Origin of the sequence: Cohnella yongneupensis (assembly GCF_042655785.1) — a bacterium.
Lineage (GTDB): Bacteria > Bacillota > Bacilli > Paenibacillales > Paenibacillaceae > Cohnella > Cohnella yongneupensis.
The window spans coordinates 42,636-65,248 of record NZ_JBHSNC010000006.1 but is presented as its reverse complement, the minus strand read 5'-3'; the positions used below and the strand labels follow the sequence as shown (position 1 = coordinate 65,248).

20 protein-coding genes and 1 pseudogene are annotated in these 22,613 nt (G+C 52.3%); 8 read left to right on the top strand and 13 right to left on the bottom strand.

Annotation, left to right across the window (positions count from 1 at the left end):
- Positions 1-118 precede the first annotated feature (118 nt).
- Complete coding sequence (locus tag ACFPQ4_RS01865) at positions 119-4,327, bottom strand: fibronectin type III domain-containing protein (protein ID WP_378110026.1); 4,209 nt, start codon at positions 4,325-4,327, stop codon at positions 119-121.
- A 375-nt stretch (positions 4,328-4,702) separates the two neighbouring features.
- Between ACFPQ4_RS01865 and ACFPQ4_RS01860 the strand changes: the two genes are divergently transcribed.
- The 4 genes from ACFPQ4_RS01860 (at position 4,703) to ACFPQ4_RS01845 (ending at position 7,756) form a co-directional block, all read left to right on the top strand.
- Positions 4,703-5,284: a hypothetical protein gene (locus tag ACFPQ4_RS01860; RefSeq protein WP_378110024.1), complete on the top strand. Its 582-nt coding sequence runs from the start codon at positions 4,703-4,705 to the stop codon at positions 5,282-5,284.
- Positions 5,285-5,363: 79 nt separating this feature from the next.
- Positions 5,364-6,041 carry a response regulator transcription factor gene (locus ACFPQ4_RS01855; protein ID WP_378110023.1) on the top strand — a complete coding sequence of 226 codons (678 nt, stop codon included), beginning with the start codon at positions 5,364-5,366 and terminating at the stop codon, positions 6,039-6,041.
- Positions 6,038-7,381, top strand: a complete 1,344-nt coding sequence (locus ACFPQ4_RS01850; RefSeq protein ID WP_378110022.1) for a sensor histidine kinase — start codon at positions 6,038-6,040, stop codon at positions 7,379-7,381. Before ACFPQ4_RS01855 ends, ACFPQ4_RS01850 begins: the two co-directional genes overlap by 4 nt.
- A 90-nt stretch (positions 7,382-7,471) precedes the next feature.
- Positions 7,472-7,756 carry a transporter gene (locus tag ACFPQ4_RS01845; protein ID WP_378110021.1) on the top strand — a complete coding sequence of 95 codons (285 nt, stop codon included), beginning with the start codon at positions 7,472-7,474 and terminating at the stop codon, positions 7,754-7,756.
- Between the two features lie 55 nt (positions 7,757-7,811).
- Here ACFPQ4_RS01845 and ACFPQ4_RS01840 read toward each other — a convergent pair whose 3' ends face one another.
- Complete coding sequence (locus tag ACFPQ4_RS01840; RefSeq protein ID WP_378110020.1) at positions 7,812-9,617, bottom strand: family 43 glycosylhydrolase; 1,806 nt, start codon at positions 9,615-9,617, stop codon at positions 7,812-7,814.
- Positions 9,618-9,845: 228 nt separating this feature from the next.
- Between ACFPQ4_RS01840 and ACFPQ4_RS01835 the strand changes: the two are divergent.
- Positions 9,846-10,082 (top strand): annotated as a pseudogene (locus tag ACFPQ4_RS01835) (PadR family transcriptional regulator); the annotation flags it as partial.
- 37 nt (positions 10,083-10,119) lie between these two features.
- Here ACFPQ4_RS01835 and ACFPQ4_RS01830 read toward each other — a convergent pair.
- On the bottom strand, positions 10,120-11,451 hold the full coding sequence (locus tag ACFPQ4_RS01830; protein ID WP_378110019.1) for a family 43 glycosylhydrolase: 1,332 nt from the start codon (positions 11,449-11,451) through the stop codon (positions 10,120-10,122).
- 43 nt (positions 11,452-11,494) lie between these two features.
- Between ACFPQ4_RS01830 and ACFPQ4_RS01825 the strand changes: the two genes are divergently transcribed.
- On the top strand, positions 11,495-11,743 hold the full coding sequence (locus ACFPQ4_RS01825) for a hypothetical protein (RefSeq protein WP_378110018.1): 249 nt from the start codon (positions 11,495-11,497) through the stop codon (positions 11,741-11,743).
- Between the two features lie 504 nt (positions 11,744-12,247).
- Here ACFPQ4_RS01825 and ACFPQ4_RS01820 read toward each other — a convergent pair.
- Both ACFPQ4_RS01820 and ACFPQ4_RS01815 read right to left on the bottom strand, forming a co-directional pair.
- Complete coding sequence (locus ACFPQ4_RS01820; protein WP_378110017.1) at positions 12,248-13,492, bottom strand: sugar efflux transporter; 1,245 nt, start codon at positions 13,490-13,492, stop codon at positions 12,248-12,250.
- A 74-nt stretch (positions 13,493-13,566) separates the two neighbouring features.
- Positions 13,567-14,535 (bottom strand): phosphotransferase family protein, encoded by a 969-nt coding sequence (locus tag ACFPQ4_RS01815; RefSeq protein WP_378110016.1) that lies wholly within the window; start codon positions 14,533-14,535, stop codon positions 13,567-13,569.
- 299 nt (positions 14,536-14,834) lie between these two features.
- On the opposite strand from ACFPQ4_RS01815, the gene ACFPQ4_RS01810 reads away from it, so the two are divergent.
- Positions 14,835-15,497 (top strand): protein kinase family protein, encoded by a 663-nt coding sequence (locus tag ACFPQ4_RS01810; protein WP_378110015.1) that lies wholly within the window; start codon positions 14,835-14,837, stop codon positions 15,495-15,497.
- A 16-nt stretch (positions 15,498-15,513) separates the two neighbouring features.
- On the opposite strand, the gene ACFPQ4_RS01805 is transcribed toward ACFPQ4_RS01810, so the two are convergent.
- From ACFPQ4_RS01805 to ACFPQ4_RS01780, 6 genes are all read right to left on the bottom strand, one after another.
- The gene (locus tag ACFPQ4_RS01805; protein WP_378110014.1) at positions 15,514-16,302 is read right to left on the bottom strand and encodes an ATP-binding protein; all 789 of its coding nucleotides are present in this window, start codon (positions 16,300-16,302) and stop codon (positions 15,514-15,516) included.
- Between the two features lie 4 nt (positions 16,303-16,306).
- A complete protein-coding gene (locus ACFPQ4_RS01800; protein ID WP_378110013.1) occupies positions 16,307-17,365 on the bottom strand; it encodes a PAS domain S-box protein in 1,059 nt (352 codons plus the stop codon).
- 214 nt (positions 17,366-17,579) lie between these two features.
- Positions 17,580-18,215: a histidine phosphatase family protein gene (locus tag ACFPQ4_RS01795; RefSeq protein ID WP_378110012.1), complete on the bottom strand. Its 636-nt coding sequence runs from the start codon at positions 18,213-18,215 to the stop codon at positions 17,580-17,582.
- A 59-nt stretch (positions 18,216-18,274) separates the two neighbouring features.
- The gene (locus ACFPQ4_RS01790; protein ID WP_378110011.1) at positions 18,275-18,598 is read right to left on the bottom strand and encodes a hypothetical protein; all 324 of its coding nucleotides are present in this window, start codon (positions 18,596-18,598) and stop codon (positions 18,275-18,277) included.
- A gap of 21 nt (positions 18,599-18,619) precedes the next feature.
- The gene (locus ACFPQ4_RS01785; RefSeq protein WP_378110010.1) at positions 18,620-18,748 is read right to left on the bottom strand and encodes a hypothetical protein; all 129 of its coding nucleotides are present in this window, start codon (positions 18,746-18,748) and stop codon (positions 18,620-18,622) included.
- Between the two features lie 162 nt (positions 18,749-18,910).
- Positions 18,911-19,108 carry a hypothetical protein gene (locus ACFPQ4_RS01780; protein WP_378110009.1) on the bottom strand — a complete coding sequence of 66 codons (198 nt, stop codon included), beginning with the start codon at positions 19,106-19,108 and terminating at the stop codon, positions 18,911-18,913.
- 310 nt (positions 19,109-19,418) lie between these two features.
- On the opposite strand from ACFPQ4_RS01780, the gene ACFPQ4_RS01775 reads away from it, so the two are divergent.
- A complete protein-coding gene (locus tag ACFPQ4_RS01775; protein WP_378110008.1) occupies positions 19,419-21,308 on the top strand; it encodes an ATP-binding protein in 1,890 nt (629 codons plus the stop codon).
- On the opposite strand, the gene ACFPQ4_RS01770 is transcribed toward ACFPQ4_RS01775, so the two are convergent.
- Positions 21,305-21,553, bottom strand: a complete 249-nt coding sequence (locus tag ACFPQ4_RS01770; protein ID WP_378110007.1) for an NHLP leader peptide family RiPP precursor — start codon at positions 21,551-21,553, stop codon at positions 21,305-21,307. The two genes, ACFPQ4_RS01775 and ACFPQ4_RS01770, sit on opposite strands and share 4 nt — an antisense overlap.
- A 71-nt stretch (positions 21,554-21,624) precedes the next feature.
- Positions 21,625-22,572, bottom strand: a complete 948-nt coding sequence (locus tag ACFPQ4_RS01765; RefSeq protein WP_378110005.1) for a hypothetical protein — start codon at positions 22,570-22,572, stop codon at positions 21,625-21,627.
- Positions 22,573-22,613: the final 41 nt, after the last annotated feature.

Sequence of the window (22,613 nt, the reverse complement as noted above, 5' to 3'; positions counted from 1 at the left end):
GAACCGGGTTACGGCGAACAGGGAATGGTTAGCGAAAAATCCGGTCGTATGCCCCCATGACATCGTCTGCGGCTCGGAGATCGCCTTGGTGCCCTTGGCGACGAATGCAGCGAATCGATTAATACTGGCTCAAATACGCGCCGCCGATGACGGTAATCGTCGAGATGCCCGGGCCGGTCCAGCCGACCGCGAGATTATCCCCGCCTCCGCCTTCCTTGTGCAGAATCTCGAAGTAATACGGTTGCCCGGCGGTCAGCGTAATCGCTACCGATTGCTGGGTCGTATGTTTGTTCCATTCGCGCACGCCCGTGTATTCGTAGGTGCTGGCGATCATCGCCTTGTTCGCCGTGCTGTTGTTCGTGCTCAGCCACAGCTGGGAGGCGTCGTCCGCGGCGATATAGAACGTGTACGTGCCGCTCGTCGTCGGCGTAAGGTAGCCGCGGATGCGGTCGCCGTAGTTATCCGACCAGTTCGTCGGTCCCTCCAGGCTGGTCAACGTCTGCGTTCCGGAAGGCGACGTACCTGTAGGAATGTCTGCTACCGCCGTACCCGATACGCCGGTCCAGTATTCGCGGACGACGCTACCCGCGCCGCCGCCCGTGCTACCGGAATCCGTCGTGACGGAAATCGACCCGCTGGCCGCGGACAGGTTGCCCGTCGCATCTTTCGCCTTAACGGAGAACGTGTACGCCGTGCTCGGCGAGAGGCCGCTCACCGTGTACGAGGTGCCCGTCGGCGAGCCGACGAGCGTCGTGCCGTTATAGACGTTATAGCCGGTCACGGCAACGTTATCGGTCGACGCCGTCCACGTCAAGTTGACGCTCGTGCTCGACTTGGACGGAGAAGCGAGATTCGCCGGCGCGCTCGGCGCTTGCGTATCCGAGCCGCCGCTGCCGCCCGTGTTCACGTCGCACGTCTTGTACGTGCCGGGGATCGGATCGCCGAAGGTGCTATTGCCGCAATAGACGGAGTTCGTGTACGTGCCGTACGCGTAAAATCCGTTCGCCCCGTAGCGGACTTCCTTCGTGCCGCTGAACGTACACGTATTGTTCTCGCCCGCGCAGTTGACCCAGTTCGCCGCAGACGAGCTGCTCGTCGTCACGTTCAGCGCGGCGCTCGCCGCGGAGACGTTGCCGACGGCGTCTTTCGCCTTGACCGTGAACGTATAGGACGTGTTCTCCGTCAAGCCGGTCACCGTGTAGGTCGTGCCGGTCGTCGTGCCCGCCAGCACGGAGCCGTTATAGACATCGTAGCCCGTCACGCCAACGTTGTCCGTCGAAGCCGTCCAGGACAGGCTCACGCTCGTCGTCGTCTTCGACGGCGACGTCAGGCCGGTCGGAGCGGTCGGCGATTGCATGTCGGCCGCCGCGTTCGTCGTTACGCTCAGCGCGGAGCTCGCGGCGGACAGGTTGCCCGCGGCGTCCTTCGCCTTGACCGTGAACGAATACGCCGTGCTCGGCGTCAGACCGCTTACCGTGGCGGTCGTGCCCGCCGAAGTCGTCGCCAGCGTGCCGCCGCTGTAGATTTCGTAGCCCGTCACGCCCACGTTGTCCGTGGAAGCGGTCCAGGACAGATTGACGCTCGTGCTCGTCTTCGACGGCGAGGTCAACCCCGTCGGCACGGATGGCGCCGTCGTATCCGCCGCCGCGTTCGTCGTCACGCTGAGCGCGGAGCTCGCGGCGGAGGCGTTGCCCGCGGCGTCCTTCGCCTTCACCGTGAAGCTGTAAGTCGTGCTCGGCGACAATCCGTTCACACTGAACGTAGTGCCCGCCGTCGTACCTGCCAGCGTCGAACCGTTATACACGTCGTAGCCCGTGACGCCGACGTTATCGGTCGAGGAAGACCACGACAGATTGACGCTGCTGCTCGTCTTCGAAGGCGAGCTGAGGTTCGCCGGCGCGGAAGGCGCCGTCGTGTCCGTGCTACCCGTGCCCGCTAGGTTCACATCGCACGTCTTGTAATAGCCCGGCGCCGGGTCGCCGAATTGGTTGTTCGAGCAGACGACGGAGTTCGTGAAGATGCCGTAATTGAAGCTTCCGTTCGCCCCGAACCGCACTTCCTTCGTGCCGGAGAACGTACAAGTCTGATTCTCGCCCGCGCAGTTCACCCAGTTCGCCTGCGGATCGGTCGTCGCGCTGACCGAGTTGCTCGCAGCGGAGACGTTATTGGACGCGTCCTTCGCCTTGACCGTGAACGTATATGACGTGCTTGGCGCCAGACCGCCGATCGTCGCGAAAGTATTCGTCGCGCCGGTCGTGGAGCCGACGACCGTAGTGCCGCTATAGACGTCGTACCCCGTCACGGCCATGTTATCCGTCGCAGGCGACCAAGCGAGGCCGACGGTCGTATCCGTGACGTCCGTTACCGACAAGCCGGTCGGCGTCGTCGGCGCCTGCGTATCTCCCGCAGCGGTTGTAACGTTCAGCGTATTGCTGCTAGCGGAGACGTTGCCCGCTGCGTCCTTCGACTTGACGGTGAAGCTGTACGCCGTGCTCGGCGTCAGGCCCGATACGGTCAGGGAAGTGCCGGCGGTCGAGCCGTACAGCGTGCCGCCCTTGTATACGTCGTACCCGATGACGCCGACGTTATCCGTCGCGCCCGACCACGACAGGTCCACCGTAACGTTCGACTTGGATGGAGACGACAGCGTCGGTGCCGTCGGTGCCTGCGTATCCGGCGGGCCGGCGTACACATTGATCGTCTGTTGCTTCAGACTCGCACGTCCGCCGTTATCCCACACGACGAGCGTGACGCGATAGTTGCCCGGATTTTGATACGTGTACGTCGGGCTGGTCGCCGTTACCGGCGGTCCTTCGCCCAAATCCCACAGGTTCTCGGCAATCGTGCCGTTGTCCGTGGACGAGTTCGTGAACGTGATCGGCTGTCCGAGCTGCACCGACAGCGGCGACGTGAAGTTCGCGACCGGCTTCGGATCGCTGAAGCCGCGACTCGTCAGCTGCGTGTCCGTGCCGTTGCCGCTGACGATGTTGCCCGACCATTCCAAATCCGCCGCGGAAGAAGGATATTGGTCGATCGACGGCCCCGCGTTGCCCGTAATCGTATTGTTGATGAAGCTAAGGCGGTCGGTGCCGGACGCGGTCGTGATTTCGATTGCCTTGCGTCCGTTATTAATAATATTGTTGCTGTCGAACGTAATGTTCTTGGAGTTGCCGTGTATCCGGACGGCGTTGCCCTGATAGCCGTTGTAAGCCGCCGCCGGATTGTTGTTCGGCCCATCCTTGAACGTGTTCTTATAGAAATACTGATATTGCTCCGTCTCGCCCGTCCCTTCACCCTGGAGCTGCATCCCCCACATGACGATGTTCTGGACCGTATTGTAGCCCCAATATTGATACCCCGTGCCAGGAGACTGCTGCATGCCCACCTGTTGGCCGCCGTCGACAAGGTTATCCGTCGTAACGCCGTGCGTGACCATGACTTCCAGTCCCATTCCTTGGACCGTACCGTCCGTCGTGTGGACCGTATTGCGCCGCACCGCGATATATTCGGAGCGGACCGCGCTGATCCAGTGGTCAACGTTATTGTCCTCGATGACGGAGTAGTTGCAGCTCGTATGCAGCTCGATGCTCAAACCGTGCTCATGTCGTCCGGAGCCCGTTATCGTGTTGCCCTTGACGACGACGCCGTTGCAGCCGTCGCTGGCGAAGATGCCCCCGCGTCCCGTCTCGGAGATCGTGTTATTGAGAATCTGCGTGTTATTCGAGTTCCACCCCGCCCGGATCCCCGCTCCCCATGAAGAGTTCACGCCGATATTGGAGATCGTATTGTTCGCGATGATCGAATTGGAGGTCGCCGAGAGCAGAATGCCGAACGGAGCGAAGCCGTCCGCTTTCGTAATATCCTTAATAATATTGTCGTGGATGTATTGACTATCGCCGGGCTCGCCCCAGATGCCCGCGACGACGTGGATGTTGCTGTTGCCGTCCAGCGTCAGTTGCGCAATTTCGACGTTCGATTTGTTGCCGAGGTTGATCATGTAGTTGTCCGTCGTGCCTACGTATTTAATAATAGTAGTCGTCTTGCTCTGGCCGATCAGCTTCACGCTCGTCTTCGGTATGATCGCTCCCGATGTCACGTACGTGCCGGATGGAAAATAGACCGTATCTCCTGCCGCGGCCGCCGCGATGGCGTTGTTGATCGCCGTCGTGTCGTCCGCCGTATCCCCGCCGTTTGCCCCATATGACGTTACGCTTAGCGTCGCCGCGCTTGCCGCCGGCATCGGTAGGATCGGCAACAGAATCGCCGCCGCGAACAGTAAGCCGACTAACCGCTTGCCCGGTCTTGCCGATATTCTTGTTCCACGCATCTCATCATTCATCTCCTTGTCATTAGTTACTTCGTTTGCTTCCTTTGCTTTTCCCGAGTATAAGCCTAAGCTGCCTTTCGGTTGTTACCGCCTCCCTTCGTTCCGGATAGGCCCATCATCTCACGCGCTCGCGCGCGTCGTGTACTGTACGCTTAGCGAATAGGTACCTGTACGGCTATGATAAATGCAAATAAGTGGAATTTTTAGCACATGGAAACAGGCACCACGATTCGAAGCCGAATAGGAGGAGCCGAGTATGGCGTATACCGTACACTCGATAATCCGATTTCTCGATTCGTAAATAATTTGAAAACAAGCAGCCCTTATGATGAGGTTATCAAGCCCAGCTTGATTAACCCGTAGGAGGAGATTACGATGGAAAAGAAGAAGATTAAGAAATTATCGGCAATCGCGGCTATTATCGCGCTGACGGGCACCGTATACAGCGCTTCCGCCTGGGCATCGGACAACGGCGACCAACCGAAGCAAGAGCAAGCCGCGCAAGGCGTAGCGCAAGAGGGAACGCAACCAGCGGGCAATGAGGCTTTCGCAAGGCATGATAAACTCACGGGCGTTGCGAAGGAGTTCGGAATCGACATCACCGGCATGACCGACGAACAAATCGAAGCGGCTCTGGATGCGGAGAAGCTGAAACGCGGCCCGGACCAAGCCTCGCCGGAAGCTCACGCGAGCATTCAAGACATGGCTAAGAAATTGGGAATCGACACGACCGGAATGACCGATAGCCAAGTGAAGCAAGCGATCACGGACAATCGCGCGAAAGACGCCGAGCAGTCGAACGGCCGTAGTATCGACAAAAACGCGATGACGCCCGAACAGCTTCATCAAGCCCTCGTCGAGGTAGCTCAAGAGCTGAACATCGACATCACGGGCAAGAACGACGATCAAATCGAAGAAGCTCTTCGAGCCTATAAAATGGCACACAGCGGCGAATAAGCGATAGCGTTCTTAACGATCGGATGCGAAGCATCCGGTCGTTTCCTATGTCGGAATGCAAGGAAAACGGAGGGTTAAGATGGAGCGTTCTGTCCTCGTCGTGGACGACGAAGCGAGAATCCGAAAGATGATCGGACGTTATTTGCGCGAAAAGCAATTTCAAGTGAACGAGGCCAGCAACGGCAAAGAAGCTTTGGAAATGATGGCCTCCCGCAATATCGAGCTCGTCATTCTCGACCTGATGATGCCTTTAATGGATGGGGCAGGCTTCATAAAAGCAGTTAGGGAAGTCTCCGACGTGTATATTATCGTACTCACCGCCACGACGGGAGAGGATAAGCACGTGGACTATTACCGCATGGGCGTCGACGATTACGTAGAGAAACCTTTTAGCGTCAAAGCTCTCGCAGCCAAGGTTTCGGCGGTATTCGCGAGATTGGACAGAAAAGCCTATGGGAATGCCGTCGTGCAGGTCGAAGAAGTCAGACTGGACGAGCACGCCAGGCAAGCATTTGTCGGCGGGCGGGCACTCCAGCTCAAACCGAAGGAGTACGAATTGCTTGCCTACTTAATGCGGAACGCGAACATCATGCTCTCCCGCGAACAAATTTTGACGCAAGTATGGGGAACCGATTATAGTGGCGGCGATCGAACCGTCGATATTCATATTAGCCATTTACGCCGCAAACTCGGGGACTACGCGGACTATATCCAAACCGCTTCGGGGTACGGGTATAAATTCGAGGTGAAACGATGAAATACCGGATTTTGCATGCCAAATTGTTCGTGATCACCGCCCTATTCCTCGTTCTCCTGGCGGCAGGCTTACTGTATGCGCAATCCCTCTACTTTGTCGAATATTATACGAACCAGAAGGCCCGGCAATTCGAATCGGACGAACGTTCCGTAGCTAGCAAGATACTGCTTACGAACGGTTCCGAGATTGAAATGAAGGACCTCATAAATAATCTCCAAAAGGAAAACCCCATCGAAATCGCGCTATATCCGTTCGAACCGGGAACCCCGGAAGACATCAAATCCATTATCAAACGCTTGTTAGTCGACGGCAATGGCAATATCGATTCAAGCTCGAATGAAGCAGCCGCGCAAATTCTTCAGCTTCTAGAATGGCCCACGGATATCTCGCAATGGAAAAACGTTCAGCAAATGAAAATGGACATGTACGGTATTCAATATTTGGCCAGATATCGGACGATCCAATTCGATAACGGCTCCACTTATTTAATGGTGACCACAACCTCCTTGCAGCCGGTAGACGAAGCGGTAGTTACGTTAAGAAAATCGACGATTTATATCGTCTTGGCGGCCGTAGGGCTTTCTATCGTGCTCTCCTTGTTGATCGCGAGGCTAGTCGCTCGTCCGTTAATCCGCGAAATCGAACAAGATAAGAAGACGGAAGCGATGAGGAAGCAATTCCTCGCGAACGCGTCGCACGAACTGAAGACTCCGATCAGCATCATTTCCGGTTATGCCGAAAGCTTGGCGGACGGTATCGTAACGAGCGAGCAAGAACGGGAAGAATACGCCAAGACGATTCAAGACGAAGCAGGCAAAATGGGCAAGCTCGTCAAGGACATGCTCGATTTATCCCTGCTGCAAAATGGCAACGTGACGCTAAACAAATCCGAAGTTTCGCTCGACGGCGTACTTCTTCGAACGCTTAACCGTCTGACTCCGTTGGCTAAGAGAAAAGAGATCGACATTGAGCAAGCTCAGATCGCCGCCTGTTCCTTCGCAGCCAATGAAGCTCAGCTCGAGACTGTGTTCAGCAATTTGATCGGCAATGCCATTCATCATACGCCCGTTGGAAAATCTATTTCCGTTCGGCTAACGTGTACCGAACCCGATATACGATTCGAAATCGAGAACGAAGGCGAGCCGATCCCGCAGCAGATGCAAGCTCGCATCTGGGAAAGCTTCTTCCGCGTCGATCAAGCCCGTAATCGGGAAGAAGGCCGCTACGGCCTTGGCTTGTCCATCGTCAAGGAGATCGTCGAGAACCATAAAGGCGTAGTCGGCGTCCATAATACGTCCAAGGGCGTATTGTTTTTTGTTTCATTTAGAAGGGGCCGATAGGCCCCTGTACAGACCAATAGTTATTCACCTACGTACAATAAAAGTGCGAATCGGAGTGATAAATAACTATTGAAGGAGTGAAAGCCATCGATGAATATGCCCCGGGCAAGGGCTAATGGATACATGAGAGTGCCTCCCGCTCCTCCGCCTGCTTATATTCCGCCGAAGCCTAGCGTCTCGTATATGATTGACTGCATCAATAAAGATTCTTACGTGTGGCTTCGCAACGGAGAAAGCTTCTGGTTTTTCCCCGTCTATCTTCAGAGCTTTGGCGTTGCGGGCTTTAGATGGAACGGGGTAACTTGGGTGTTCTATGGCTTCGACCCCAGATTAGTCGATGCCGTGGCTTGCCCTCCGATTCCTACCCTATTCTGAGTTGCCCATCACGAAGAAGGCCGGAACTCCTAGACGAGGAGTTCCGGCCTTTTTTCTACGGATTCAACTTAACAATGACTTTCGTAACATTCGCTCCGCCCATACCGCCGGTGAACTTAATGGTGTTGTTCGTGCCCGCGCCCAGCGTGACGAGACGGCTGACGCTGCCGGTATACGTGCTCCAGCCGCCCGTACCGGGCAGCGTTAGAGAATACGTGTTGCTGCCAGCGACTATGCCGAAGGTCGCTTGGCTGTCCGCGGAACCGTAGATGACGGTCACTTGCGCTTGGCCGCCCACTCCTCCGTTCACACCGGTCACCTGGAAGTATGCACCCGAGATATGCATGTTCTCGATGCTTGTGCTCGATTTGGTCGCCCCGCCCCCGACGGTCACATTGCTTCCGGTTACGGGATAGGTCGTCTCCTGGCCCGTGGTAGGTATTAACGACACGCTGACTTTGGATACGTTGGCGCCGCCCGTGCCGCCGTTCAGCTTAATAACGTTATTCGTGCCCACGTTCAAATTGACGAGGCGCTTCGCTTGACCGGTATAGTTACCCCAGCCTCCCGTGCTAGGCAGAGGAACATAATAACCGTCTCCGGTCGTATCCCCGCTAGCATCTGCCTTGAAAGCTACTCCGTTATCGGGGGTAGCGTATTGCACGGTAAGGAGCGCCTTGCCGCCCGTGCCGCCGTTGATGCCGGTCAACTGGATATAGGAGCCTTGGATATGCATATTCTCGATATTCGCTCCCGATCGGGTAGCCCCTCCCCCGATGGTTACGTTGCTGGCGGTCATGGCATAATCCGTTTTCTGAGTGTACTGGCTATAGTTATTGTTAATTAAATCGTAGTACTTGACCTCCGTAGCTTGGGAAGGAGGCCCGACGTTCGGGACGCCGTCGGTCGTCTGAATAACTTTCTGGATGGTTCCGTCCGCATTGAAGGTCAACTTATCGACGTTGGTGGAACGCAGCGTACCGTTGGATGACACCTTGGCGTTGTGGTAGAACAAATACCAGCTCCCCTTATATTCCACGATAGATCCGTGCGTGGTCTCGCTGTTCGCTACCGGATCCAGAACGATTCCGCGGTTCGTCCATGGTCCGAGCGGATTGCTGCTTGTTGCGTATCGCAGCCGGTTGGCGCCCGGGTTACCGTCGGCATACATCATGTAATATAGGCTTCCCTTCTTGAACACCCAAGGCGCCTCGTGGTAGTCCTGCAGCTCGGTGAATTGCTTGATCGTTCCGCTAATCGACATCATGTCGGCGCCTAGCTTAACGCCATAACTAACTGCTCCGCCGCCGGCATACAGATAATAACTTCCATCATCATCGCGGAACACGCTAGGATCGATCATATTGGTGCCGGGCAGTCCCCCGATATAGCCTTGAACGGTAAAATCCGCATCCGGCTTAGTGCTCGTAGCTACACCGATCTTCCAGGAGTTATTCCAATTCGTGTCGCTTGGATGAGGGAAGAAGAAGTAATAAGTTCCGTTCTTGTAAGCTGCGTCCGGCGCCCACATGAAGCCGCCCTCCGGCCGCCCCCACGACACTTGGCTGGCACGTAAAATCTCCCCTTCGTCCACCCAGTCCACCATGTTATCCGACGAGAAGACGTGATATTTATCCATTAGATCGCTACCTCTAGATGGAAAAATATCGTGAGACGCGTACACGTAAATTCGTCCGTCGCTCCACACGTGCGCGGAAGGATCGGCGGTGAACATACTCGTAATAATGGGGTTTCCGGACATGACGACGGGATCCGCGGCCGAAGAAGAGGACGTAAATCCCACTAGAACGGACAATAGCATGGTTCCTGACAGGAACAGACTCGAAAGCCTTCTTCTCATTAACTTGCCTCCTCGATACCTGAATTAAGGTTGCATCCCGGTAAGCCTTTGCTTGCTTACCATTGCTTCTGCTTAGCCACCAGACAGCGAAGCTGTTGCAACCACCTCCCGGCATCGAGTATGGATAAAAATGTAAACGCGCAAATCAATACTAGCATACCTCATAGTTAACTTGTTCTGTAGTAAGGCAATTTTAAACTTTCCGCTGTCTTTCTTATCCCCTTAGCACTCGGATTTGAAGATGTTGTCGAGGGAACGGTGTACACCATCTTGGTACGGCTAGAAAAAAACAACCTCGTCGACATAGAGAAAAAACCGTCCGAAATCGGACCGCCAAGGAAGTTTTACAGCCTTAACGAGGCTGGGCGGCGCGAGCTGTCGATGTTTTGGGAGAAGTGGCGATACATTTCGTCAAGACTTGCCCAACTAAAGGAGGATAGCTTTTGGGCATTTGCTTTAACTTAATGACATTGCCCAATAGGGGTGCCACACGGTGTAAGAGTTAAGGAACTAAAGACACGGATACAAGGGAAACATTAGCGCCGCCCATGCCACCGTTTAGCCTAATGACGTTATCCGTACCCGGTTTCAGATCGATTAATCGGCTTGCTTGACCGGTATAGTTGCCCCAACCTCCGGTGCCGGGCAGCGAAAGGAAGTAGCCTTCCCCCGCGGTATCGCCGCTGGCGTCTACCTTGAAGGCCGCTCCGCCGTCGGCGGAAGCGTACACTACCGTAAGCAGCGCCTTGCCGCCCGCTCCGCCGTTAATGCCGCTAAGCTCAATGTAGGAACTTTCGACGTGCATGTTCTCAATACTCGTATCCGATTTGCTTGCCCCGCCCCCGATGGTGACGTGTTTGTCGCTCACGGGATATTCCGTCTTCGCGGTGTATTCGTCGAAGGTCCCGCCGACCAAGTCGCGATACTTGACCTCCGTGGCCTTGGAGCTCGGCCCGACCGCCGGAACGCCCTCGGTTGTCTGCTTAACCTTCTGGATTGTACCGTCCTCATTGAAGAAAACTTGGTCCACGCAGACGGAACGCAGCGTACCGTTAGAAGAAATCTCGGCGTTATGGTAAAACAAGTACCAATTGCCTTTGTATTGAACAATAGATCCGTGCGATGTGCCGCTATTCTTCACCGGATCCAGGAGGACACCGCGGTTGGTCCAAGGTCCAAGCGGGTTGTCGCTGGTAGCATACCGCATCTGGTTGCCCCCGTTATGATTGTCGGCGTACATCATATAATAGAGGCCTTCCCGCTTGAATACCCAGCTAGCTTCGTGGAAGTCCGCCAGCTCGGCGAAGCGCTTGGGTGGTCCGTCGAGCGACATCATGTCGTCCTTCAGCTTGACGCCGAAGCTTTTCCCTCCGCCGCCGGCATAGAGATAATAGGAACCGTCATCGTCGCGGAACACGCTCGGATCGATCAGACTGTCGCCGGGTAGCCCTTCGATATAACCTTGGACTTTGAAATCCGCCGCGGGCTTATTGCTTGTAGCCACTCCGATTTTCCATGAATTGTTCCAATTCGAATCGCTAGGATGCGGAAAATAGAAATAATATTTGCCATCCTTATAGGCTGCGTCGGGAGCCCACATGAAGCCGCCCTCCGGCCGCCCCCATGACACGTCGTCAGCACCTAGGATTTCGCCTTCGTCCACCCAGTCGACCATGTTGTCCGACGAGAAGACGTGATATTTATCCATCAGATCGCTGCCCCTGGAAGGGAAAATATCGTGCGAAGGATACACGTAAATTCGTCCGTCATCCCACACGTGCGCGGATGGATCGGCGGTGAAAATACTCGTGTAAATCGGATTGCCCGAGGACACGTCCGCATTCGGGAGTGAACTGGCTGGTGAAGCGGAAGGCGCATTGGCCGGTGAAGCAGATGGCGCGTTGGAAGGCGAACCGGATGGTGAACTGGATGGTGAACTGGATGGTGTGGCAGATGATGCACTGGATGGTGTGGCAGATGGCGAACCAGAAGACGCGTCGGAAGACGTGCATCCGCTCAATACGGTCAGCATTATCGTTGCGGGCAACAGTAATTTAACAAACTTATTCCTCATATGGATGTCCTCCCCGATAGTTTTATATACGGGAGGCATCCCCAGTATGTAGATCGGCTACTCTCAGTGTATAACAGATGAAAGCGCCGGAAGAATGAGGCGTTCTTAAATTATGCTTCGGTAACTTTAACTATATGAGCGAATAAAGTGTCGAACGCAAATTTCAAAGTCGGACCCTGTGACATTCACCTGTATGCCGAATAGCTTAATGGAAAGGCATATAAAGGAGAATTATTTATGGGGAACAAGGGGAGCAGTCCGAAGCTTTGGAAACCCGCAGTAAAGAGTAATACCCGATCCGGCAACTCCGACCATCTTCCGGAAGGTCCTGTTAACTTATTCGCTCACTATATTAGCCTGAATCCCATAACGAAGGTTAATCCGTCCGGTAACCACCTCGATTACTTAAATCCTTTTATTTTTCCCTCTATTTTACATCTATTGATTTATGTAAGAACATAAAAACATCGCCGAAGGGTATGACCCCAGTGGCGATGTTTTCGAACTTTATAGACTATCAAGTATCTTTTTCGAAGCGTTCTAAACCCTTAGCAGCTCAAGATGCCGCCTCCCGAACCTCGCGTTTCCCGACAACCCACAGCAATACCAACGAGATGGCGACCAACACGGTGCAGACGAGATAAACGGAGCGATAACCGTACAATTCCGCGGTGAAACCGAAAATCAGGAAAGCGATCATGGAGCCTACTTTCCCGGTGTTCATATAGAGCGTCGTGGCTGTTCCGGGCATATCGGGAATAAAGTTCTGGAAATAGGTAAGCGCAATGCCTTGCGTAATGGAGACCATTGCGGCGCTTAATATTTGGATCAAATAAATTTCCCATTCGTTAGTCGACAGATACAACAATGCGAAGTAAAGAAAACCGAAGAGAACGCCAAGACGAATGAGAATTCGGTTATCAATCTTCGTAGCAATGATCCCGAACATAAGCATGAACGGAATTTCAAAGACGGGAGGAATGCTGAACGCGATTCCGATCTGCCCTTCTCCGCTATGCATGACCTTGGTCAGGAATTGGGACATATTCAAGCTGCCGATCGTTGTAGCCGCGGCTACGAATGTGAATGCGACTAGATTCACGAAGATGTGCGGCCGCAGGATGAGCTTGCCCAAAGGGACGGGCGGTGCTAGAACGGCTTTAGGCTGCCGGCTCTGCCGTTCCTCCTCGTCGTTCTTCATGAAGAGCAGAACAGCGGCAATAACCAAGACGTACATAATTACCGCGCTGAGAAACAACCCTTTAAAACCATGCTTGATTAAGATAAACGAACCGATCGCCGGCCCCACCGTCCACGATAGAGCGAAAAACATTCTAAACAAATTCATGTAGAACGGCGTATCTTGCTCGGATAACCCGGATCGGGACAACGCGACTCGCGCATAGGCGAATACTTGCCCGAATGAGGATGAAGCAACACCGAGTACGATTGACGAGATGGCCAGCAGAGCATAGTAGTCGCGCACGAACGCATACCCGGTATAACCGATTGCAGCCGAAACCGTACAGATGAGGATGACCGTTCTTCTGCTGAAGTTACCGTCTGAAATTTTGCCGACATAGGTGGAGACGATGACATTGGCAATGGTAGACACGGTCATAAACACGCCGAAGCTCGTATTCGTCATTTCGACTTCATCAATGCCGAACAGAGAGGTGAACGGCAGCACGAAAGAAAAAGAAATGCCTAACAGGATATTAACGAAAATAAGAGCCGGAAACCCTTGGACTCGAAACAGGTTCATGGCTTTGGACATAAACCCGGCTTGATTCGACTGCATATTGAAAATCCCCTTAACCGCTGATTGTTAGATTCTAATGGATTATGCGGTTTAAATCCACGGGGCATAAAAAATCACGCTTTCCATTCAAACGCGCATCGGGAATGATAATCCGCGAGCCCCTTTGCAAACGACTGGTCCGGAAAGTTCCTGTGAAGCAGCTTTAATCCGCCCGAAGTCAACGATAAATGATGGCAATAGCGATAAAATGCCATCCGGTTAGTATCGAGATTGTTATTTTCTAAATAACGGTAATACTCCCCGAACCGGATTCCCAAGAAACTATGCTCATGCTCAATATCGAAGTAGCCTGCTCCCTCAATATCGATTAGGTAGGGCTGAAGCTGATCATCCACCAAGATATGATCTGGGCCCAGCTCTCCATGTATCAGGCCGTAATGGCTTCTTGGTTGGATTGCAGCTTCCAATTCATCTAACTTATCGAGTAAACGGCTGTAATTGTCTCTTACGCTTACCATGTGCCGGGAAGCATATTCTAAGGACATTTTTGCATGTTCTCTCTGCAGCTCATAACATGGTTTATCGTTACTTCCGCTATAATCCGCGGCACCATAGACATCTCTTTCGATAGCATGCATTTCAGATAACATATCCCCAACTCGTTGGAACAACTCATGCCGGACCGTGGTTTCCTCTTGAAAATAAGCTTGAGCTTTTTGTCCATGTACGTATTCGACGAGCGCGTAGTCAAAAGCGTGCCAGTCTCTATCCCTATTCATATCGTATAGCTCCGGCGTTCGAATTCCTCGTTGCCTAAGATAACGATTATTCATTGCGAATAAACCCCCGCCATACGATTGCTGAAATGCGGGCTCATTTAGAATATCTTCCTTGAAATAATTTTGGCTCAGATCCCAAACGTATAGAACGCAAGAGAATCCATTGGTGCAGTCGATTTTGTATACGACTTTTTGCGCGCCGCCGTGAAGTCTTGCGATTCCTTCAACGCGATAACCGGCGCCAAACACTTTGGCAACATAATTCTGTAATTGTTCAGAGGTCAGATGAGCTTCAAATTTCATTAGGCAATGCTCCATTTCATAGGGATTTGCCGGCCAGCAACACAACTGTATAGCAAATGCGGCTAAAGATATAGACTGTTTCTTTATCATCTGTTACCATGTTGATTGAGTTCTGTGTATCGTTAAAACTTTAATAAGAGTTCCACATAATAAAGGCTGGAGCCCTCCAAAGGGATCCCAGCCTTTATTGTGTTCCTGCTCATTCCTCTTCTCCCATGGCTCCCGATTGTCCAAACCATATCGCCAGGCTTGAATACTATAATTCAGCCATTCATTTCGCTAGTACTGGGGTGACTATGATGCGAACCAAGTGGGGGAATTATTACGTCGGTGACGTGATCGGGAAAGGATCCTTTGCCAAGGTCTATAAAGCTTTTGATCCGCAAGGACGCAAGCTGGCCATTAAAGTGAGCGATGACCGCGATGCGGCCAAACACGAAGCGAGGATTATGCAGAGTTACCAGTCCTGCGAGTTTTTGCCGCGCTATTATGACTATTTCGAAATCGGGGAAGATGGCTATTTGGTCTCCGAGTACATCAAAGGGTCGAATTTGGGCAAAAGCTTTCATAATACTAATAAGAATAAGCTGGATCAGGCCTTGAGCGTAGCGATTACGATCAACATCCTCAAGGGTCTAAGACAACTTCACAAAACGGGGTATATCCATGATGATGTGAAGCCTAAGAATGTAATGATTCATCACAATAAGCCCGAGACGGTCAAATTAGTCGATTTCAACATTGCCAAAAAGATCGTAAGTCCCGATGTCATGTTCAAAGAGCTGCAGGATGTGTGCAAAATGTGCGCTTTCCTCATGAACGGGACGCTACCGGATATTCATAAGGCGGAATTTCGCGATAGCCAACTTAGGTCTGTTCTATTAAACCCCTTTGACGAAGACAAGAAAAACAGGTATGCATCGGCTGATGCACTCCTTGCTGCGTTGCGTCCTTTTCTCTAAGGTACCTGACTGGACGCTAGACATCCCTCAAGCTGCTTAATATCCTGAACAGCTGAGAAGGCTCGAACGGTTTCGCTACGTAGGTTTGCATCCCTGCTGCCAACACTTCTTTCTTAACGCCGTCCATCGCGTCGGCGGTCATGGCGATAATCGGAATGCGGTCTCCGCCCGGCAACCCGCGGATCTGTTTCGTTGCCTCGAAACCGTCCATGACGGGCATTTGCAAATCCATCAAAATCGCGTCATATCGGTTAAGCCGTACCTTATCCAATGCAATCTGCCCGTTCTCCGCGATGTCGACCCACATACCGCTGCTCTGCAAAATTTCATGCGCGACAATCTGATTGATCTCATTGTCCTCGACCAAGAGCAAACGAAATCCATCAAACGCGTCAACTTTATTATTCTGACTCTCCTCGCTATCCGTCCGCTCCGCCGTAGCCGCCGCTTCATTCGAATCTAGTGCCGTCAACGTTGAATGCTCGAATGCAAGGGTAAAAGAAAACGTGCTCCCGTGTCCCGATTCGCTAACAGCCTCGATTTCGCCTCCCATAAGCTCGACAAGGCTTTGACTGATCGCGAGACCGAGCCCCGTTCCCCCGAATTTACGGGTGGTGGAATAGTCTGCTTGGCTGAACGGCTGGAACAGACGCGAGCGTTGCGCCTCGGTCATCCCAATACCGGTATCGCTCACCTCAAAGAGCAATGAAGCAGCTTTGTCCGTTCGGCTTGCCGCCGTCACGGCAATACGCACCTCTCCCGCTTCGGTGAATTTTAGCGCGTTGTTCGCAAGATTTAGGAGCACTTGATTAAGCCGTCCTCCCGAGTAGCTCGTTCAGTCCGATGATGGCGTTCATCGGGGTACGAATCTCATGACTCATCGTCGCCAGGAACCGGCTTTTGGCGCTGTTCGCCGCCTCCGCTTCCTGCTTCAGCTTCAAGTCGGTCCAATCGTGAATGACCGCCAAGAGCGGCGCTTTCCTGTCCGCATCCGACGAGGACAAGGTCACGGAATAATAGCGATACGGCTCGTCCCGCATACGCATCTCTAATTCGAATTTGCGCAACTGACCCGTCTGATTGACCGAAGCCAGCGCCTCGTTCCACGCTTCTTGCCGTTGCATCTCCGTTAGCTCGGTCAGCTTTCGACCAATGATCCCTTCCAGAACGAAGCCTAGTCGAGCGACGAACGATCCGTTCGCGGAAGCAATCGTCCCATCCGGCTTCATCGACAAAATGAAATCGTCGGAAGTCTCCACGATCGTCCGGTACCGTTTCTCGTTTTCTTTTAGACGGATAGCCGTCGATTTAATTTCCTGCTCCATTCCGATCGCGCGCAAGCAATAAGAGTAGAGATAACCTATGAACAAGCCGCTGACGACAATAACGGCACTAAACTGCAGCATGATAGATAAGGGCACTTTATTGAACAAAATATTCGTCAGGTGCAAAAGCACGTTAATAAGCAAGAGCGAGGCGATCCAACGTTGCCATATTCCCAACCGCGTCCGGACAAGATACCCCGAGCCGATTACAAGCACCACGATCGTAATGATTGCGCTAATGGACGGAATGTGAATATTGGACATGCTTAGGCGGTAAGCGATAATGACCACTTCCGCTATACCCGCTGTCCAAAAACCGCCCATCTCCGCCGCGATCAGAATAGGAAAATAGCGGAGATCCACGAGCGACTGATCAATTCTAACACCATAATAAATAAGCAACGCGCCCAGCAAACCGCTTAAAAAACCCGACAGAAGCCTAAACCTCCAGCTTCGGCGTTCGGGAAGATTGATGATATAGTGACTAGCCGTAAAAATAAACACGGTCATAATCGATACGTTAACGATTAAATCTCGAAGCACGTGACTCCCACCTTATGGAAGACGTCATGATTATTTCGACATTTTCCGACGGTAATCCTGCCCTCGCCGCCGTGCTCCTGAAACCGATCGGCTCGACTGCCCAAGGAGAGCCTTATTCGCCGTTTGAGAATCACCCATCTAAAACCGAGTAAATAAATTAGACCGACATTCCCGCTTAAGGGGATTATCGGTCTTTTTTCGCGGATGTCGAAGTTCATCGCAACTTCTTCCAATCGGCCAAAGTAAGCTTGTCAATAATTTCATAACCTTGACCCTGCCCCTTCGGCCTGACGATAACAGTGTCTAAGTCAGACATCTCGCCCAATGCGAGTCCTTGAGGAAAACCGTGGGCGACGACAACTTGATTGAGCCTCGGAGAAGGAACTTTTTCCAGCATGGCTTTCAATCCGACTAGTATCCGTTCTTTTTCATCAGGTGTTATATCGCTACTCAGACGGTAAACATCGAACCAAGCCGGATCCGCTTGTACGTTGTCCGCGCCAAATGCTAACGCTGCCGATTCCCTTGATCTACATAAGGGACTCGCTTGCACCGGAGTTTGCACGGGAATTCGCAAGCTCCTGAGTGACTTCCCGAAAAGCAACGAAAGCTCCTTTCCCTCCTCGGAAAGATTTCTTTGAGTCGCGCAATCGCCCAAGACCAGGTTCGGCTGATCTGCACCCACCGTTGCTTCTCCATGTTTGACATACAGAATATAACCGCCTTGGCGAAGCGAATTCAGCAACGAAGGATTAGCAGGCCTGGATGTCATTCTGTTGCCTGCCGCTCCAACCGCTTGCGTCTGAACGACCAGAAGCATCGCTAACACCGTTACAATGAACTTTTTCATCCGCGTATATCCTCTCCGATAGGTTTATTCAGTTGAGGATCAGGTTGCACCTGCTATCTTCACTCGTGCGCTGCGCCCATTTGCAAATTCATCGATTCGATATGACTTTTCGTTTGATCCGTGCCCAAATCGTGAATCAACCCGTAGATCTCCTTTAGAACACTGTCGTATCTGTCGTTCTCTTCGTCATGATGGTAAGGAATTCCGGGATGATGGGCTCGGAAAAAGGCCGATTCATCGGATTGCTCCAAATCCTCGAACAAATTCTTCAGTTTATCCGCGTCTTCCTCGGAAGCGACGATTTCGAATTCATAAGCGGCATCGCCTTGATGGTACATAATCGATTTGGAATGGACCGACACGTAATAGTTTTTCTTATCCACCGTCACGTTCTCCTTTACCGCTTATTTCATGAATATCGCCAACAAGATCGCACCCAATATGACGAGGATCGGAAAGACCCAGTAGCCGATGACCATCGGGTTTGCGCCGACTTGATGCCGAACGGTATACGGATGAATGTCTTTGTCCAATTCCTTACCCCCTTGCTTGCGAATGAAATAGAAGGAGCTAATTAACAAAAATATACAGGCGGCCGCACCTAATAAAAGTAACACAGTGTATATTGACACAAGCCGAAATCCCTCCTCGTCGCGGTGATGTTTATTTTGCCACCGCTGGAGAACGGTTATACTTTATTTATTCGGATTCCAATTCGCCCAAGCGTTATCCGGATCGATGTTATGCACCAAGCTAAATTCGGAGCGCCGCCGTTCATCCGGTTCGCATATGCCGACGAAGCGGATTTCATCCGGATGTTCCAGCGCATAGGTGGCATACGTGTTCATCCCCCGCTGCCCCGCTCCGATCAATATCGCGGTGACTGGTTTCATGCGGTCACTTCCCTTCTTTTTAGCATTCATTATAGGAATCTTGGCCATGCCCGCTCAACTTGAAAAAAAAAAAGCTAAGCTGGACAAATTGCATGACGCAAGGCGATATTTGCTTCCTCTGAAGCCGCTCAACGCAAAAAACCGCCGGCGATTCAAGGACCGCATGGCGATGTATGCAAGGCAACCGGCATTCAACCGGTGTCCGTTTTTTGTCGACTTCGCAAATAATTTGTCGCTTATTTTACAGGATTGATTCGAATAATGTCGAAATGGTTCTAAAGTAGCTCGCGAAACCATCGAGGTGTGTCTCATGCAACCTTTTCGGCAGCCTATAATCGTCTTTTTGATTGTTAGTATTGCCATTGCCGTCATGTCTTTCGTCTCCGCAAGGTCCCATGACGACGCTTCGGAAATTTCCGTTTCCGAATGGAGCGTCGTCTGGAGCCAGAAGTCGGAATTGTCCAGCCCAACTCCGCCTAGGGATCCATCCTGGCTTTCCGCAACAACAGATCGTCCCCTCATCGCCTTGCCGGAAGGAGCTAAAGGCGCCTGGGTGCATGTCGTTGTTCCACCTACAATCGGTTTCAAGCACCCGGGATTATATATCGAACGTCTGTATGGACTCGACGTTACCGTATACGAAGACGATCTCGCGATTTATCGCTCCTCGCGGGACTATGATTTCGAGCGCAACATCGTCCTTCTCCCGCTGAACGCCAAGCCGGTTGCTTCAGATCTATACATCCGCATTGCATCCAAAGAAGGCGCCGGAATCAGCAGCTCGGTGCGAATCGGCGAATTCACCGCCCTGTCCTCCTTGAACGTTCGCAAGATGCTTCCGAATGTTCTGCTTGGAGTCGCGATTGCGTTTCTTGGCTTTATCATGCTCCTCTCCACCGGGTTTTTCGTCCGGAATCTAACCAAGACGGCCAACGCTCTCGGCCTGTTTATCCTATCTACAGGCATTCTGATCATCACGAATTCGTCATTGCCTTACTTTTATTACCCAGACTACGGGCAACTGCTGTTCTTTTTATTTGATGCGTTTATGTTGATGCTGTTTCCTTCCCTGCTCTATTTCGTCGTCCATTCCTTCGAAGAACCCTATGCGTGGCTGAAAAAGTCCGAAAAATGGCTTATCGGTTATTATGGCGCGAGTTTCCTTGTTATGGTCGTCTATAAAGCCGTCGGCGGATCATTTTACTTCTATTACAAGCTCTTTACGTTCTGGATTCTGGCGCCTCTCGTTCTGTTACAGCTGATCGTCACCATCGTCCTTGCCATTCGGAATACCTTCCGAGGAGACCGCCATTCCATGCTTGTATCGACGGGAATTATCGGTCTTGCGGTTTCCGGTGCCGCCGAGCTGATTATCCTGTACACTCGTCATGGTCCGTATCAATTCGTATTATGGAAATTCGGCCTCGTGTTTCTCATTGCTTGTCTCGTCATGGCATTGAATCGAAGAATAGCCGCCGATTATGCGAGACTGCTCTCCTATTCCAGAGAACTGGAACTGTACAACCATCAGTTGCAAAAAACGGAGAGAATGCAGGTGATCAGCGAAATGGCCGCCTCGATCGCGCACGAGATAAGAAACCCGCTGCAGGTGACGAGAGGGTTCTTGCAGTTGCTCTCGGGCAAAGCCAACGAGTCTAACCAATTCCAGTACAGCATGGCCATTAGCGAGCTGGATCGGGCAGCCGCCATCATTACGGATTATTTAACGTTCGCTAAGCCCGAGCAGGAGACACTGGTCATAATGGACGTCAAGCAAGAACTGAGCGCGATCGAAACGATTTTACGTCCAATGATCATGCTGCACGGAGGGGTTTTGTTCGTGGAAGCATCCGAACATCTTACGATCGTCGGAAGCTCGTCCAAATTCAAACAAGCTCTTATTAATATGATGAAGAACAGCGTCGAATCTCTACAGCAAGATGGGAAAATCGAGGTGGCGGCTTACGAGGAAAATTCCACGGTGGTCATACGGATTTCGGATAACGGACAAGGAATGGACGAAGAGCAGCTCGCCAAGCTCGGCAATCCTTATTTCTCTACGAAAACCAAAGGCACCGGTCTCGGACTGATGGTCACTTTCCGGATCATTGAGGTTATGCAAGGAACGCTTGTATTTCGCAGTGAAATAGGCAAGGGAACCGAAGCGACGATTCGATTCCCTCTCGTGCGTCAGGATTAGCCCCAATTGTATTTGAGGTTGCCCGGTTCGCCTTCCGAGCTTTCGAGCTCTGCCGGACTAGGCGGAATAACCAAGAAATAACGCGAAGGTGTTTCTTCCACGGCCAGAAGCTCGATTTCCTCTGGAAGCGTGATGCCGAATGATGCTTGAAGCGCGCTCTTCGGGTCGGCCAGCAGTTGTGCCTTAAATTCTGGATTCTCCCATGCTTTCTGAATGATCTGCACTTTTAAGGATTCCAAAGACATAGAACAACAACCTTTCATGGGAGAAATGGACTGGCTCTCCTATCATAGCATTTTTTAGGTAATATGTACCATTATCGCTTAATTTTCGACAGCAAATGGGATAATCCGCCTTCTGCGGCCAAGCTTAGTTTTGATTTCTCTATACGCTCGGCATCCTTACGGATCCCTTCTGCGATAGCATCGGCAAAAGCCACGAGTCGCTCTGGTACGAGGGGGTCCTGTTGGAGCCGCTCAACATAGCTCTCGGCAATGTCTGCGAGTATGTCTACGGCATGATAGTGGTATATCGCCGTTCTGACCGCGCGTTCATCCAATGTTTCACCGGCAAACTGCGGAAGGCTGGAGCGTACGATCGATAGAAATGCGTTGCCATTGGGGGAGGGCAGATCGTCTCGCCAATCGGTCCAATCATCGGACAACTGGAGCGCCGCAAGCGCCATGTCGATAGCCAGCTCCGCATCTGGAATTCGATCCGGCATCCCTGCATGAAGCAACAACCCGCTCGCCCCTAATTTAACCGGAGCCGCTTTCCGGGCTAATGCTTCGAAGTCTTTCGGGTTAATTGGATGAGCCATTTCAGAATAGACCGCGGACGCCCACTCCCCCACGTATCGGCGATAGCAGTCCCACAGCATAGAATCATGCGGAAAATGGCGTTGGTAACGTCGTCTGAACAGTTCCTCCAACAACTGGCCAAGCGCCAAGGAACTTCGTATCCCCTCCGGATTCCGCTCCATCCCGTCCATCGCATCGTCTAATAGAAAATAGCGAAGCATGGCATAGATATTGCCGACCGCCAAATCGCCGCACAACTCGATCGGGCTGTGCGTCCGATCTCGCATCCAGTACGGCAGCAGGTAGCTGATCCGATTCGCCCGCCCCCCGTTGCGCAGCGGATGACTGAGCGCGAGCAGCTCCTGTCCCCGTTCGCGAAGCCCTTCCGGAAGCTCTGCCATTTCCTTCGATGCCTCTAAGAAGATGAACTCCAATTCTTCGCTATATTGTTCTACTTCTCGCATTCTGCAAGTCTCCTATACTGATTAAACGACGATAGATATCC

Bases quoted from the DNA above. Each gene is read 5' to 3' on its own strand.
- ACFPQ4_RS01795 (WP_378110012.1), bottom strand. From the start codon at position 18,215: ATGAAAAAGTTCATTGTAACGGTGTTAGCGATGCTTCTGGTCGTTCAG.
- ACFPQ4_RS01840 (WP_378110020.1), bottom strand. From the start codon at position 9,617: ATGAGAAGAAGGCTTTCGAGTCTGTTCCTGTCAGGAACCATGCTATTG.
- ACFPQ4_RS01855 (WP_378110023.1), top strand. From the start codon at position 5,364: ATGGAGCGTTCTGTCCTCGTCGTGGACGACGAAGCGAGAATCCGAAAG.
- ACFPQ4_RS01820 (WP_378110017.1), bottom strand. From the start codon at position 13,492: ATGCAGTCGAATCAAGCCGGGTTTATGTCCAAAGCCATGAACCTGTTT.
- ACFPQ4_RS01765 (WP_378110005.1), bottom strand. From the start codon at position 22,572: ATGCGAGAAGTAGAACAATATAGCGAAGAATTGGAGTTCATCTTCTTA.
- ACFPQ4_RS01780 (WP_378110009.1), bottom strand. From the start codon at position 19,108: ATGAAACCAGTCACCGCGATATTGATCGGAGCGGGGCAGCGGGGGATG.
- ACFPQ4_RS01845 (WP_378110021.1), top strand. From the start codon at position 7,472: ATGAATATGCCCCGGGCAAGGGCTAATGGATACATGAGAGTGCCTCCC.
- ACFPQ4_RS01770 (WP_378110007.1), bottom strand. From the start codon at position 21,553: ATGTCTTTGGAATCCTTAAAAGTGCAGATCATTCAGAAAGCATGGGAG.
- ACFPQ4_RS01865 (WP_378110026.1), bottom strand. From the start codon at position 4,327: ATGCGTGGAACAAGAATATCGGCAAGACCGGGCAAGCGGTTAGTCGGC.
- ACFPQ4_RS01815 (WP_378110016.1), bottom strand. From the start codon at position 14,535: ATGAAATTTGAAGCTCATCTGACCTCTGAACAATTACAGAATTATGTT.
- ACFPQ4_RS01810 (WP_378110015.1), top strand. From the start codon at position 14,835: ATGCGAACCAAGTGGGGGAATTATTACGTCGGTGACGTGATCGGGAAA.
- ACFPQ4_RS01775 (WP_378110008.1), top strand. From the start codon at position 19,419: ATGCAACCTTTTCGGCAGCCTATAATCGTCTTTTTGATTGTTAGTATT.
- ACFPQ4_RS01860 (WP_378110024.1), top strand. From the start codon at position 4,703: ATGGAAAAGAAGAAGATTAAGAAATTATCGGCAATCGCGGCTATTATC.
- ACFPQ4_RS01850 (WP_378110022.1), top strand. From the start codon at position 6,038: ATGAAATACCGGATTTTGCATGCCAAATTGTTCGTGATCACCGCCCTA.